The 15,214-nt window shown below is 44.3% G+C and carries 11 protein-coding genes; all 11 read left to right on the top strand.

Translation table 11 applies throughout. The features are described 5' to 3' along the window. Window positions 1–14: 14 nt before the first annotated feature. The 11 genes from D1627_RS17535 to D1627_RS17480 all read left to right on the top strand — a co-directional run bounded on the left by D1627_RS17535 (window position 15) and on the right by D1627_RS17480 (window position 15,213). A complete protein-coding gene (locus D1627_RS17535; protein ID WP_119433590.1) occupies window positions 15–1,841 on the top strand; it encodes a cytochrome c oxidase subunit I in 1,827 nt (608 codons plus the stop codon). Between the two features lie 8 nt (window positions 1,842–1,849). Further along, window positions 1,850–2,926 carry a COX15/CtaA family protein gene (locus D1627_RS17530; RefSeq protein ID WP_119433589.1) on the top strand — a complete coding sequence of 359 codons (1,077 nt, stop codon included), beginning with the start codon at window positions 1,850–1,852 and terminating at the stop codon, window positions 2,924–2,926. 41 nt (window positions 2,927–2,967) lie between these two features. Continuing rightward, a complete protein-coding gene (gene cyoE, locus D1627_RS17525; RefSeq protein ID WP_394342588.1) occupies window positions 2,968–3,822 on the top strand; it encodes a heme o synthase in 855 nt (284 codons plus the stop codon). Window positions 3,823–3,832: 10 nt separating this feature from the next. Next, window positions 3,833–4,417, top strand: a complete 585-nt coding sequence (locus D1627_RS17520; protein WP_119433587.1) for a cytochrome c oxidase subunit 3 — start codon at window positions 3,833–3,835, stop codon at window positions 4,415–4,417. Between the two features lie 23 nt (window positions 4,418–4,440). Then, on the top strand, window positions 4,441–5,187 hold the full coding sequence (locus tag D1627_RS17515) for a cytochrome c oxidase subunit 3 (protein ID WP_119433586.1): 747 nt from the start codon (window positions 4,441–4,443) through the stop codon (window positions 5,185–5,187). Between the two features lie 80 nt (window positions 5,188–5,267). Beyond that, on the top strand, window positions 5,268–5,612 hold the full coding sequence (locus D1627_RS17510) for a cytochrome C oxidase subunit IV family protein (RefSeq protein ID WP_119433585.1): 345 nt from the start codon (window positions 5,268–5,270) through the stop codon (window positions 5,610–5,612). A 14-nt stretch (window positions 5,613–5,626) separates the two neighbouring features. Then, on the top strand, window positions 5,627–6,289 hold the full coding sequence (locus D1627_RS17505) for an SCO family protein (RefSeq protein ID WP_119433584.1): 663 nt from the start codon (window positions 5,627–5,629) through the stop codon (window positions 6,287–6,289). Further along, window positions 6,267–6,821: a DUF420 domain-containing protein gene (locus tag D1627_RS17500; protein ID WP_119433583.1), complete on the top strand. Its 555-nt coding sequence runs from the start codon at window positions 6,267–6,269 to the stop codon at window positions 6,819–6,821. The genes D1627_RS17505 and D1627_RS17500 overlap by 23 nt, the downstream gene beginning before the upstream one ends. 565 nt (window positions 6,822–7,386) lie before the next feature. After that, on the top strand, window positions 7,387–11,058 hold the full coding sequence (locus D1627_RS17490) for a sensor histidine kinase (RefSeq protein WP_233555692.1): 3,672 nt from the start codon (window positions 7,387–7,389) through the stop codon (window positions 11,056–11,058). A 28-nt stretch (window positions 11,059–11,086) separates the two neighbouring features. Beyond that, window positions 11,087–14,539, top strand: coding sequence for a hypothetical protein (locus tag D1627_RS17485; RefSeq protein WP_119433581.1), 3,453 nt, complete (start codon window positions 11,087–11,089; stop codon window positions 14,537–14,539). 59 nt (window positions 14,540–14,598) lie between these two features. Beyond that, a complete protein-coding gene (locus D1627_RS17480) occupies window positions 14,599–15,213 on the top strand; it encodes a DUF4369 domain-containing protein (RefSeq protein WP_119433580.1) in 615 nt (204 codons plus the stop codon). Window position 15,214: the final 1 nt, after the last annotated feature.

The raw sequence follows: 15,214 nt of genomic DNA, 5'->3' as shown, positions 1-15,214 counted from the left end.
AAATACTTTTGACTATGTCTAGTACAGATATTTCTATCAACGAGGAGGTGCATCATGCTCATGAAGAGCACGATCATCATCACGAGCAGAACTTTATAGAGAAGTACATCTTTAGCCAGGACCATAAAACTATTGCAAAGCAATTTTTATTTACTGGTATTGCCTGGGCGTTTATTGGTGGATTCTTATCCATACTTTTCCGTCTTCAACTTGGTTGGCCTGAGGCTACATTTACCTTCCTGGAGCCTATTTTAGGTGGATGGATTGAAAATGGTAAACTGAATCCCGAGTTTTACCTGGCATTGGTTACAATGCACGGTACAATCATGGTATTCTTCGTGCTAACTGCTGGTTTGAGTGGTACATTCTCAAACTTCCTGATTCCGCTACAACTTGGAGCGCGTGATATGGCTTCAGGATTTATGAACATGCTTTCATTCTGGATCTTCTTCCTGTCAAGCATTGTTCTTTTTTCTTCGTTGTTTATTTCAACGGGTCCTGCAGCAGGTGGTTGGACAGTATATCCACCATTAAGTGCCTTGCCAGAAGCTATTCAAGGTTCAGGTGATGGTATGACCATGTGGCTCATTGCCATGGCTTTATTTATTGTTTCTCAGTTGCTGGGTGGTGTTAACTATATCACTACTATTATCAACTTAAGAACAAAAGGTATGTCGATGACAAAGATGCCACTTACAATTTGGGCATTTTTCCTGACAGCCATACTTGGTCTTCTTGCATTCCCGGTATTGCTTTCAGCTTCGTTGCTGCTGATTTTTGACCGTAGTTTCGGTACAAGCTTTTTCCTTTCAGATATTTACATTGCCGGACAGGCCCTGACGAATACAGGTGGTAGCCCAATCCTATTCCAGCACTTGTTCTGGTTCCTTGGTCACCCGGAAGTATATATAGTAATTATGCCTGCGATGGGTCTGGTTTCAGAGGTAATTGCCACCAATTCACGTAAACCTATTTTTGGTTACCGTGCGATGATTGGCTCCCTGATCGGTATATCTGTACTATCTTTCGTTGTGTGGGCTCACCACATGTTTGTTACGGGTATGAATCCATTCCTGGGGTCAGTCTTTATGTTCCTTACCCTGATTATTGCAGTACCGTCAGCGGTAAAAGTATTTAACTGGATCGCTACACTATGGAGAGGTAATATACGCTTCACAGCGGCTATGATGTTTGCCATTGGTTTCGTATCCCTGTTTATCTCAGGCGGTCTGACAGGTATAATTCTAGGTAACTCATCGCTGGATATTCAGCTACATGATACATACTTTGTAGTTGCTCACTTCCACCTTGTAATGGGTGCAGCTGCTTTCTTTGGTATGTTCTGCGGTGTTTACCATTGGTTCCCGAAGATGTTTGGTAGAATGATGGATGAGAAGCTTGGTGCTGTGCATTTCTGGCTTACATTTATTGCCGTATACCTAGTGTTTATGCCAATGCACTACCTGGGCATAGCTGGTTTCCCAAGAAGATACTATAACTGGACTGGTTTTGAAACATTCAATATCTTCACAGATATGAATACGTTCATCAGTATCTCAGCTATTTTGGGCTTCTCAGCGCAGTTTATTTTCTTATTCAACTTTATTTACAGCATATACCGCGGCCGTAGAGCATCAGCTAACCCATGGCATTCTAACACGCTTGAGTGGACTACTCCAGCATTGCCAGGGCATGGTAACTGGCCAGGTGAGATACCGGCAGTTTACAGATGGCCATATGATTACAGCAAGCCGGGTGCAGCCGAAGATTATATTCCACAAACAGTTCCTTTCTCTCAAACGGCATCTTCAAACCTGCCGCATGAGAGAGAACTTGAATAGCTTAATTGATGGCTAGCAAATCTTTTCAGTACAAAAGATTTAGAAATATTGGATTATTGACGGTCTTTGCCGTCTACTTTCTAATATTAGTCGGAGGGATCGTTCGGAGTACAGGATCAGGTATGGGTTGCCCAGACTGGCCTAAGTGCTTCGGAAGTTGGGTTCCTCCGACTGATGTTAGCCAATTACCAGAAGACTACCTAGAAGTATACAAGCAGAAACGAATAGAGAAAAACGAGAAGCTTGCCGGATATTTAAATAAGCTTGGCTTTGAAGAATTATCTGCCAGTATCTTTTCTCATCCGAGCCAGTTTATTGAGACGGAATTTAACGTTACAAAAACCTGGATCGAATATATAAATCGTTTGGTGGGTGTGCTGATAGGTTTTTTTATTTTATGGACGCTAATTGTTGCTGTTCCATATTTAAAAAAGGATAAGACTGTTTTTTACCTTTCATTGATCAGTTTTATTTTAGTAGGTGTTCAAGGTTGGTTAGGTTCTATTGTCGTATCTACAAACTTACTGCCTGTTACTATCACTGTTCACATGGCTCTGGCCCTTATTATTGTGGCCATACTGCAATATGCTGTGGTGAGGGCTCATAAAGATGATATTACAGCAGACCTTAGTTCTTCGACTAAAATTACCGGTGCTTTGTGGCTGCTGGCCATTATCACTTTTATTCAGATTTTGATCGGGACACAGGTTAGGGAAGAAGTAGACTTAGTGGCTTACATGATGAACGGTGCTGACAGGCATCTTTGGGTAGATAGACTTGGATTAAGTTTTTATATCCATCGGTCTTTCTCAATTATAGTTTTGGCTTTACATGTATATGTAGCAGTATTACTCTATAATCTTAAAAGCCAAAAATTCAACAAGTTGACGACTTTGATGCTTTCCCTGGTTGGAGCCGAGATCATACTTGGAGTTTTTATGGCGTATTTTGCGATACCGCCTGTGCTGCAGCCATTGCACCTAACATTCGCGGCACTGTTGTTTGGAGTGCAGTTTCAACTACTGATTATGTATTACTATGCCTCTAATAAGGCTATTAAACCGCAAGTAGCTGTAAATATTTAATGTTTGTTCAGAAATCTGATACAGTACTGCATAACTTTACCATGGCTAATAAGGCATCAGCATATTTTCAGTTACTAAAGTTTCGCCTAAGTATAACTGTTGCTTTCTCTAGCGCCATTGGTTTTATTTTAGGATACCCAAATACGCATTGGTATGACATACTGATGGTGATGCTTGGGGGCCTTTTAGTTACTGGTTCAGCAAATATTATTAACCAAATCTTAGAAAAAGATTTGGATAAGCTGATGAAGCGCACCGCCAAAAGGCCATTACCTACTGGTGTTTTAAGTGTACAGGAGTCAGTTGTGTTCTGTATACTTTTAGGTCTTGCTGGGGTAAGTGTTTTAGGATTTTATTTCAATCCGTTAACAGCTGCCCTCTCATTGCTGTCGCTGGTTTTATATGGCTTCGTTTATACGCCGTTAAAAAGAATCAACCCAATCTGCGTATTTGTCGGTGCTATTCCTGGTGGAATGCCGCCTCTAATTGGATGGGTGGCAGCTACGGGAGCAATTGAAGTAGAGGCGATCATCTTATTCGGTATACAGTTCTTTTGGCAGTTCCCTCACTTTTGGGCAATTGCCTGGGTTTTGGATGATGATTATAAGAAAGCAGGTTTTAAGATGTTACCAATGGCTGGGGGCAAAAATTTGAAAACTGCTATTCAAATCATGATCTATACGTTAGTCTTAATCCCGCTAAGCTTACTTCCCTTGCAATTCGGGATGACAGGGATTACCTCTGCAATGATTGCAGTAGTGTGCGGAGTTTTGTTTCTGGCTCAAACTTTTTACTTAATGCGCACATGCTCCAAAAAGGCAGCCATGAGTATAATGTTTGGTTCCTTTTTATATCTGCCTATCGTGCAGATAGCTTTTGTATTAGATAAAATTTAGTTTTTTAGCCATGGCTAATTTTAGAATAGATGAGCAGAGTAGCCGAAGTGGATTACATCCACTAAAGTTTTCGCTGTGGTTGATTATTATAAGTATTATTATGATGTTTGCAGCCTTTACAAGTGCATACATTGTAAGGCGCGAGGAAGGAAATTGGTTAGAATTTGACCTTCCAAGCATACTTTTGGTTAATACCGCCGTGATTATTTTAAGCTCAGTATCGATGCAGTTGGCTCATAATGCAGCCAAAAAAGATAATTTAGGTACCTTAAAGACTATGCTGCTGATTACCTTGGTTTTAGGTATTGCATTTCTTGTTGGCCAATGGTATGGGTGGGCTGATTTGGTGCAGCATAACATCTATTTTGGAGGAACAGGAAGTAACCCTTCAGGTTCGTTTCTGTACGTATTAACTGGTGTGCACGGGTTTCACTTGATTACAGGGCTTATCTTTGTCCTAATTGTTTTCCTGAGCAGCCTCAAGTATAAAGTTCATTCTAAAAATATGCTGCGCATACAATTGTGCACAGTGTACTGGCACTTTTTAGGCGGACTTTGGCTATATTTGTACATATTCTTAAGAATAAATCACTAAACACGTTTTTCATTATATAAACTATGTCTACTTCAACTACGCTGGAAGCACCTAATTCAGGCACATGGGACGGTGGTAACGAGCCGATGAAAGCGAGCTATGGTAAACTCATGATGTGGTTTTTCCTGCTCTCTGATGCGTTTACTTTTGGGGCTTTTCTAATCGTTTATGGTCTTTCTCGCCACAAGCATATGCCTTATACAGGCGAAGCTGAGGCATTTCAGTTTTCTACACAGTGGTGGCCAATTCCTGAGAAAGTATTTAATGCATTCCCAGGTTTTCATGGTGTTGATCTTCCGTTAGCGTTCGTAGCGTTAATGACCATGATCCTGATTCTAAGTTCCGTAACTATGGTGCTTGCTGTTGAAGCTGGTCATAGAATGGATAAGAACGATGTCCAGAAATGGTTGCTGTGGACTATTTTATTCGGTTCAATTTTCCTTGGTTGCCAGGCGTGGGAGTGGGCACACTTTATCACTGGTACTGATGAAGGCATGGTGCTGGCAGACGGAACCCGCATTAGTGGTGCGAACCTAACAGTAAACCAGTATGGTCCTCCGTTGTTTGCCGACTTGTTCTTCTTTATTACAGGTTTCCACGGAACGCACGTGTTTTCTGGTGTAGTTCTACTATTAATGATTTTTATAAACACTGTTAACGGTGTTTATGAGAAGCGTGGGCATTATGAAATGGTAGAGAAGGTTGGTTTGTACTGGCACTTTGTAGACCTTGTATGGGTATTTGTATTTACCTTCTTCTACCTTATCTAAATCTATAATAGAAATTAAGAACCCGTAGCTTAATTATGATATAAATAAGCTACGGATTTTATAAAGTATATATCTGTATTATGGCACATCATCATACTGACAACAGCCTCCACCACAATGGAGAGATTCCAGAGCCGCAAACTAAAGCGATATGGAAAACATTTGGTATCCTAGTCGCATTAACTGCTCTTGAGTTCGTTTTTGCTTTCTTTATGGACGCCGGCACCATGCGTAACGCGATCTTTATCATTCTTACGCTTTTTAAGGCTTTCTATATTGTGGCTGAGTTTATGCACTTAAAGCATGAAACCAAAGCGCTAATCTGGTCAATCATTATTCCGATGGCATTAGTTATCTGGCTTATGGTAGCACTTATTTCTGAAGGAAGCTATTACTTTGAGTCAGTAAACAACTACTTTAACTAAGGAACACATCATTGATGAAACCTATTAAGGCACTAATACTAGGTATCCTATTATTAGTGCCTATTCTTATTTTTATATTTGTGAGTGTCTTTGGCACACATCACTTCTCGCTCAAAACCTACTATCCCCGGTTTGATGATGCCGGTAAAGTCGTCTATGACGCAGCCGGTGATACTGTATTTCAACAAGTCTCCTATTTCACGCTTACGTCTCAAGAAGGTGTCACTGTTACTCAGGATGACCTAGATAATACAATCTATATCGTAAACCTTTTTAACACAGCATGCCAGGATACCTGCCAGGAAACTTTCTCAGAGTTACAGCGGGTAAATGAGGTTTTTGCGAACAACCCGCAAGTTAAACTTGTTTCTATCACGACATCACCTACCACTGACAGTGTGCATGTACTGAAGGAATTTGCGGATAACATGGGAGTTGATAGCCAAAACTGGCTGTTGCTAACAGGTGATCAACTTGAAGTTTACACTCTTGCCGATAAGGGGTTTCACAGACCAATTACACTTGCAGATTCTGAACCCCAGTATAGCCATGATGTGTTACTGGTTGATAAGGAAAAACTTATCAGAGGTGTGTACAAGGGGACAGATAGAACTGACGTGGATAGGCTTGTAACAGAAATTAAAGTTTTGCTGGATGAATACAGTAAGAGAAAATAATCTCACAACCGAAAAAGACAGAAAGTACTTAACGCTGATCGCAACACTTTCTGTGGCTATTCCAATTGTGGTAGCAGTTTTGTTTTTTATGCCAAAGGCTGATAATCCTTCCGTTGATGTTTCATACTTGCCGGGGTTTCATGCCATTTTGAATTCCCTTACGGCTATAGCCTTACTCATTGGGTACATTAATGTTAAGCAAGGAAAAACTAAGGCGCACCGTGCTGCCATGCTTGCCGCTTTTGGTCTATCCTCTATTTTTTTGGTATCTTATGTAACGTACCATTTCTTAGGGCAACGAACCATTTATGGCGGCGAAGGGCTTATAAAGTATATTTACTACTTTATCCTTCTAACGCATATTGTTCTTGCCGCTGCTATAGTGCCGCTTGTGTTATTGTCGGTTTATTATGGTATTACAAACCAACTGCAACGCCATCGACGTATTTCCAAATGGACGTTCCCAATCTGGATGTATGTGGCAGTAACAGGTGTTGTAGTCTACTTCATGATATCACCATACTATGCATAATGTAAAGTCAGTGCTTTTTTAAATAGGATTGCGATGAGACAGAATTTAAGCAGAATAATAACTATACTAGTTTTCTCCCTTGTAATGGTTCTTGCCACTACAGATGCTTACAGCCAGTGCGCTATGTGCCGCGCAACCGTAGAGTCTAACGTTGGTACTGGGAGCAAGGAGGCTGAAAGTGAAGTTGGTTCGGGCCTTAATACAGGTATACTTTATTTAATGGCCGTACCATATGTCCTGATCGGTGCGGTAGGTTTGTTATGGTATAAGTATAATCGCAAAAATTCTAGCAAAGCTTAATCAGCCTAATAAAATATCAAAAAAAGCCGGCCCTTGAGTATAAACTCAGTGGCCGGCTTTTTTTGATATTTATAAGCTTGAGGCTCATAGTTTAAAATATGCTGCACCTATTCCAAAGTTACTTAGCCTGCAAATGGCTTAGGTTATGGCAATAAGTCGTTAGCACGATTGTTGAGGTTATGGTGCTTATGCCGCGTTTTGCTTAATTTAGTAAATCAATTGTTTGATTTTGAATCGGAACTCCACACCCCTTATACTGTTACTATTGTCACTGGTTTGCTTTTTAGCTACAGCAGGACTTTATTTTAACCCAGTTTCATCCCGTAACACGCAGCAAGACCATCAAAATGAGGTGGAGGCTATTACGCAACACGTGCAGGGAAGTATAGGCAAAGCTTATAAACAGGCGGATAAATTAGCGCCTGATTTAGGCGAGAACACAATTTCCTTTTCTAGTTTACTCAACAAGGTTGATTATCCTGTTTTCATTTACCGCTCCGATCAATTAGTTTTTTGGTCGAACCATACTTTGGTTCCTCAACTGGATGTTCCGGAGGCATTTACAAAACCACTCGCTATCGAAAATGAATATGGCCGGTTTATCATTGTGCCGCGCCAAGTAAAAGAGTATCATGTTGATGTATACATCCCGCTTCAGCTAGAAGATGTAACTGAGAGTGCTTTTATGTTGCCGAAACTGGACAAAGTAATTTTCAACAATTCCAGCGTTCGGGTTGTCCTTAACCCAGTAAAAGACTTGCCTCAAGTGTTCACAAACGATGGTGACTTTTTGTTTTCGCTTGCCTTCGATGACACTAGCAAAACCGATACCTTCGCTAAGTTGCAATTAATCCTGCTAACAGTTGGTGTATTGCTGCTTATACTTTTCGCCATATCTCTGAGCAGGGCCTACTTCCTAAAAGCAAAGTATAATCAAGGCATTGTTTTGCTACTGGCACTTTTAACTGGCCTTAGGCTTGCATTGCTACTTTTAAATTTACCTTTTGCCATTGCAGAGGTTGAGTTATTTGACCCTAAACTATATGCAGCATCGTTCTGGTCGCCATCTATTGGTGATATGCTGTTAAACATGCTGTTATTGGTTACGGTAGCGGGATCTGCTCTATTCTTGTTCAAGCGAAACCATGCAATCGGGCACCTCCGAAAACTGACATCAAAAAGAGCAAAGCTAATGCTGGCAGGTTGTTTCCTGTTGTTTCTGTTTCTGCTGCTGCTACTGTTTCAATTTTACTACGATATTTATCATAACACGCCGCTTATATTAGATATTACTAGATCGTTAGAAATAGCAAGCTACAAGGCGGTAATTTATGGTGTGATGCTGGTGCATACAATAGCACTAAGCATTTTTACCTATATGCTTGCCACAGTAGTATCAGTACTTGTCGCGAAAGAAGAGAGATTATGGCCTTACAAGATGCTGATGAGTATCTCTGCAGTACTGCTTCTGCTGTCTGCTGTGTTTGCCACCGAGCTATTTGCGGTGCTAAGCATAGGTTTACTCTTCTGGATAATTATCGTATTTGCGGCGCAGCACCAGAATGCCGTTAGCCTTGCTTATCGTACTTATCTGTTCTTTTTCTTGGTGATTATAGTGAGTGCATTGACGGGTGCACTGTCGCTGTATTCGCATTACCACAACGACCTCAAAACCTATAAGCAGAACCTGGCATTCAATATTTTGCAGGATAATGATGTGCTAGGTGAGTACCAGCTGAGCCAAATTGCAGAAGAAATAGCCGCCGACGAACTTATCCAGGCCAAAATGATGGGGCCGTACGTGGATGAATCGTTTATAAAACGAAAAATCACCAAACAGTACCTAAGCGATTACTTTGATAAGTATGAAATTAACGTTTTGCTCTTCGATGGAAACGGGAATTCTTTAGAGAGCGCAGACACGACAGCTGGTTCGTTACAGGAACTGCGCGCAGTTTTCGATAAACCACAAAGCCAGACGGAGCACAAGGAGCTATTCTTATTAAAAGACCCAACCCGCTATAATGCCAGAGTTTACTTAAAATTGATCCGGATACCGATTGGGAACCTACAGACCGGAACCATAGGCTTACAGCTTACACTTAAAAAGCTACTCCCCAACAGTGTCGTCCCTGAGCTAATCACAGACCAAAAGTATGATCAGCCATTCCGGCGCGACATGTTAAGTTATGCGATTTATGAGCAGAACAAGTTACGTTACAGCGAAGGCGAGTATGATTATGCAATAAACTTCAACCAGGATTTGCTTAAACGGCCCGACTTTTTTAGGCAAGGCCTTACACATCAAAATTTTCACCATTTCGGTATCAGCACAGGCAGTGGCAAAACACTTATTATAACAACTGAAAAATACGGGGGGCGCGAGGTGCTTTCTAATTTCTCCTTTCTGTTTCTGGTGTTTGTGGGCGGTATGGCTGGTTGTGGGCTGTTTTACTTGTTTCTGCAACGGCATAGACTCCGGGAATTCAGTCCCAACTTCAGTACAAAGATTCAGCTGTTCCTGAATTTCGGAATTCTTCTTCCGATGCTGCTGGTGAGTGTAGCTACCGCAGGCCTGGTAACCGCCTCTTACAAAAAAGACCTGATGCAGACCTATGAGCAGCGCGGAGAAGCCATTCAAGAGCATTTATCTAAACAGTTAGGCAAGCGCCTGCGGCAGCGCCGAGAGCGTTTGCAGGAAAGTATAAGCGACATAGCTTCCATCTCAGAATCAGATATCAACCTATATGATCGCAACGGGGAGCTGCTGGTAACCAGCCAACCGTTGATTTTTGAAGCGGGGCTGCTCTCCGAATTGGTTAACCCTTATGCATTCGCTGCAATTTCGGAGCGACAGGCTTTACGTGTGCTACTTGAAGAGCAAGCCGGTAACCTGAAGTTTAACGCAGTCTATTTGCCCCTGCGCGACGACAGCAACCCTTCCGAGCTGGCCGGTTTTATAGGCATCCCGTTCTTTGATTCAGAAAAAGAACTTGACCTGAAGCTGATCGAGTTGATAACAACCACTATGAATATCTTCACGGTGATGTTCATCACCTTTATCGTGCTGACATTCTTTGCCTCGCGCGCGCTTACGGTGCCACTCCGAGTATTGGCAGATAAACTGAAACGCACCTCGCTCACTGGTAAAAATGAAATGCTTGCTTACGAAGGCGCCGACGAAATTGGGATGCTGGTGAATGAGTACAACCGCATGCTTTTAACCCTGGAGCAAAACAAGCAGGATTTGGCGATACAGGAAAAGGAGGCTGCTTGGCGTGAAATGGCAAGGCAGGTTGCCCACGAGATTAAGAATCCGCTTACGCCAATGAAGCTCTCATTGCAATACCTACAAAAAGCAATCGCCGAAAACAGGCCAAACACGGAGCAACTTATCCAGAAAATCTCACATACGTTGATCACGCAGATAAACATCCTGAATGATATTGCGTCCTCGTTCTCTAGTTTCACCTCCATGCCCGAGCCTAAGGCTGAGCTGATTGATGTAGCGGCCTCGCTGCACAAAGCCATTGACCTGCATAACGACCCAGCTACGGCAATGCTTTCTAAAAGTATCCCGGAGCAAGAGGTGATTATACATGCAGATGAAAGCCTGATGGTTCGGACATTCAATAACTTGCTGATTAATGCCATACAGGCAGTGCCGGCAAGCCGCAAACCAAACATAAGGGTTAAACTGGAACTGCAACCGGACCAACAGGTGTTAATCTCCATCAGAGATAATGGCAGCGGCATCCCGAAAGACATCCAGAGCAAAGTGTTCATCCCAAACTTCAGTACCAAGTATAGCGGTTCTGGTATTGGGCTGGCAGTGGCGAAGCGCGGCATCGAAAATGCGGGTGGCCGGATCTGGTTTGAGACAGAGGAAGAACAGGGAACAACGTTTTATATACAACTACCGCTGGCCAATGCGTAGTAGTGGCTTGCTCTTACTGTTGGGTTGTTTGCTGTTGAGCTTGCCCATACTTGCGCAAGCGCCCCTCAGTAACAAGCGCTGTAAATGGATAATCGTAAACAGCCTGCCCCAGCAACTCGATTCGCTGACGCTATTGCCCAGTTCAGTAACATTCCAGCACCCCAAGAAAGAGCAGTTCCGCTTCGATTATAACTATACTTCCAACGAGTTCAGACTCACCGCTTTTCCTGCCCCGGATTCTGTGGCAACAGATACCCTGGGAACTATGCGTGCCCAGCGCGATTCGGTGCTGGTTTGCTTCCGGGTGATGCCGCTAAGCCTGGCGCAACCGGCCTTTAAGCGTGACATTACAAAATTAGAACTGAAGCAAAGCGGAAGCGGTTTCCTGCAGGAAAACATCAACACTAAAGAAGAGATTTTCCGGACGCCGGGGCTGAACAAGACTGGTAGCATCTCGCGCGGGGTATCGTTCGGCAACACCCAGAACGTATTTGTAAACTCGGCACTTAACCTACAGTTGGATGGCAAGCTAACCGACGACATAAGTATAACCGCCGCTATTACCGACCAGAATATTCCGTTCCAGCCCGAGGGGAACACGCAGCAACTGCAAGAGTTTGACAAAGTATACATTACGCTGCGGCACAGGCTCTGGCAGCTTACAGCCGGCGACGTGGTGCTTAAAAGCAAGCCCTCATACTTTATGCAGTTTTACAAAAACGTGCAGGGCGGTGCCTTTACCTACAAACTCGGTGAAGACCCGAAACGGCAGGGGGTAACCACGGTGGCCGCATCTGTGTCTAAAGGGAAGTTTGCCTCCCAGATTGTTAAACCGCAGGAAGGTGTGCTGGGCCCTTACCGGTTGCGCGGGCCTAACAATGAGCTATACATTATTGTGCTGGCAAACTCTGAGCGGGTTTTCCTGGATGGCGTGCTGCTTCAGCGGGGCTATGACTATGATTATGTGATCGATTACAATCAGGCGGAGATCACTTTCACCACCAACCACGTCATCACTAAAAACTCACGGATTAAGGTAGATTTTGAATACTCTGACCAAAACTATAGCCGCGGCATTTACCACCTGAGCCATTACCAGAACCTCGATAAGTTACAAGTATACGCCAACTACTATAACGAAAGCGATAACCCAAACAGCCTGCTTAACCTAAACCTGAATGCTGAGCAGAAGCGCTTACTGGCGAGTGTTGGCGATAGCCTGCAGCTTGCCATTGCTTCCGGTGCCGATAGTGTGGCGTTTGATCCGGCCCAGGTACTTTACGCTCGCCGCGATACCGTTTACAACAGTGGGCAAAGTATGGATCGGGTGTATGTATACTCCAACGATCCCGAGCAGGCGCATTACAGCGTAAGTTTTACCAACGTAGGTTCCGGGAATGGTGATTATGTAGCTATCAATGGAACGGTAAACGGGCGGGCCTACCGATGGGTGGCCCCCGTAAATGGCCAGAGGCAAGGCAGTTATGCGCCCGTTCGTGTGCTGCCTACACCCAAGAAAAAGCAGCTTATCACGTTTGGCGGTAATTATGAATTGCAGAAAGGCATCAGTTTCTTTGCCGAAGGCGCCGCCTCTGAGTATGACATTAACCGTTTCTCTGACCTTGATGCGCAGGATGATAATGGAAAAGGGTTACGGGTGGGCTATGTGGTAAAAGAGAAGGAGTTGGCGTTTCTGGGCAAGTATAAACTGAACAGCACCCTGAACTACGAGTACGCCGATGAGTTTTTTGAGCCCATTGATCGGTACCGCCCCATAGAGTTTGACCGCGACTGGAGTTTAACTACTACGGAAAAAGCGGAGGACCATATCTTCAACTTTTCGGTAGGTGCGTCGCAAGATCTAAATAACCTCTTTAATTATCGCATGAGCCGCAGGTACCGGCAAGACCAGCTCGATGGCGTACAACATTACCTGGATGCCATAAAAACGTTGGATAGGCTAACATCGCGCAATCACTTTTTCATGCTGCGCAGCACACAGGGCGAGCGGGAATCGGAGTGGTACCGGGGCGATATGAACTTGGAGTATAAGCTGGGCAAGGTAGCTCCAGGCTATGTGTACAGCTTCGATAAAAACCGCATTACGGCACTAAACACTGACTCGGTGATCGGCTCAGCCCAGTATTTTGAGCAGCACATGGTTTACCTGCAAAGCGGCGACACGGCCACTACCAGGTTCAGGGTGGATTACAGCTACCGGACCGATAACTTCGCCACGCAGGAAGGCACGCTTGGTAACAAGGAAGTGGGGCAGACTTACAACGCCAGCTTGCAGACGCGCCTTAACCCGAACAACGACTTGGCCATTCTTGCCACCTACCGGAAGCTAAGCGTTAGAAATGGCAAGGATGAAGAAACGATTCAGTCGCGTGTGGATTGGAACGGTAGCTTTGCCGATGGCAGTTTTAAATCGGAGTTGAGTTATGCCACGGGCACAGGCCGCGAGCTAAAGAGAATTTATATTTTTCAGGAGACACTGCCGGGGCAAGGAACGCACTACCTGCGCGAGGGCGGCGACCCCAACAACCTGAACGACTACCTGGAGGCGCAAACCGTGGATCAGCGCCGCTATATTAAAATATACTTGCCAACCGATGAGTACATAAATGCCTATACCAATACATTTTCGTACCGGCTTATTACCTCAGCGCCGCGTAACTGGCGCCAGGCCCCGGGCATAAAGGCCACGCTATCCAACTTCTCCATGCTGACATCGGTGAGCATCAATAAAAAAACGACGGACGATAATCTGGCGCAGCGCTTTAACCCGTTTAGCCAGGATGTTGAAGACCAGTTTCTGATATCGTTGGTGAAGCAGCTGCGGCACACGGTATACTTTAAGCGCAGCGACCCGAAGTATGGCCTAGAGTATACTGTGCAGCAAAATGAGCAAAAGCAACTATTAAATAATGGTACCGAAACCCGGAATGTGCTAAACCATACTGCCATTGGCCGCCTGAACCTAAACGAAGTGCTGAGCTCGCAGCTAAGTGCAGGGTATAATGTGCGCGAAAACCAATCGAGTTTCCTAAGCTCCAAGAATTTTAAGATTCAGGCGCAGGAGCTCTCGCCGGAGTTGGCGTACCAGCCAAACACCAAGCTGCGTTTTACAGGCAAGTACCAGTACTCGCTAAAGAAAGATGTGCTGGAAAGCGCAGAACAAAGCCAGGAAGCCGTTTTCCATGAGTTGGGCCTGGAAACGAAACTGAACCAGGTGGGCAAGCGCACGCTATCTGGGAACATAAAGTATGTGAACATTGCCTTCGAAGGCGTGCAAACCTCCTACGTTGGCTACGAAATTCTGAACGCCCTGCGCCCCGGCAACAACATGACCTGGTCTCTGGTGATGCAGCAGCGCCTGAGCAACGGCCTGAACATATCTTTCAATTACGATGGCCGCAAAGCCAATGGGGTAGGGGCAGTGCATACCGGCCGCACACAGGTATCGGTGCTGTTTTAAAAATTGTTTTGTAGCCAAGTGGGTTTTGCTTTATTTTAGATACAGCTTTTATTCCTTCCATGAACAAACTTAAACACGCGCTATGGCTGGCTTCGCTGGCAGTACTTTTCTCGGCTTGCGCCGCACAAAAACCTGTTTCCAGAGCAGGTTATACTTTACATGGTAGCATTGCTGGCGCTACGGATAGTACGTGGGTGTACATCCTTAACCAAGACAAGTTCAATAGCGCACCGCTCTCAGACTCCACACAAATCAGAAAAGGGAAATTTATACTTACAGGCACGGTACCGAACGAGGCCATGCTTGTGTTTGTCGGGATAAAAGGACCGGTTTACGCTGCCGATGGAAAGAATGTGCAAAGGTATAGGTTAACCGATGCCGCGCCGGTGTGGCTCGAGAATAAGGTAATTCCATTTGATGGCACTAAAGGATCACTTTATAAAACAAGCGGAAATATTGCGCAGGATTATTTTAGGAATAATCAGGCAGCGGATGATGCAGCGTTTATCCAAAGAAACCCGGATGAGTATTTTAGTGCCTATGTGTTGAATGTTAGAAAAGAGACTTGGAGTAGAGACCAGGTTGCCGAGCTATACACCTTACTCAGCCAAAAAGTAAAAGATAGCCTGTATGGTAGGCAGTTGGCTGAGTTTCTGGCTCTTTCCGATCAATAGC

This window comes from Pontibacter oryzae (assembly GCF_003576375.1).
Taxonomy (GTDB): domain Bacteria; phylum Bacteroidota; class Bacteroidia; order Cytophagales; family Hymenobacteraceae; genus Pontibacter; species Pontibacter oryzae.
The sequence above is the reverse complement of the archived record's forward strand: the minus strand, read 5'-3'. Positions and strand labels throughout refer to the sequence as shown.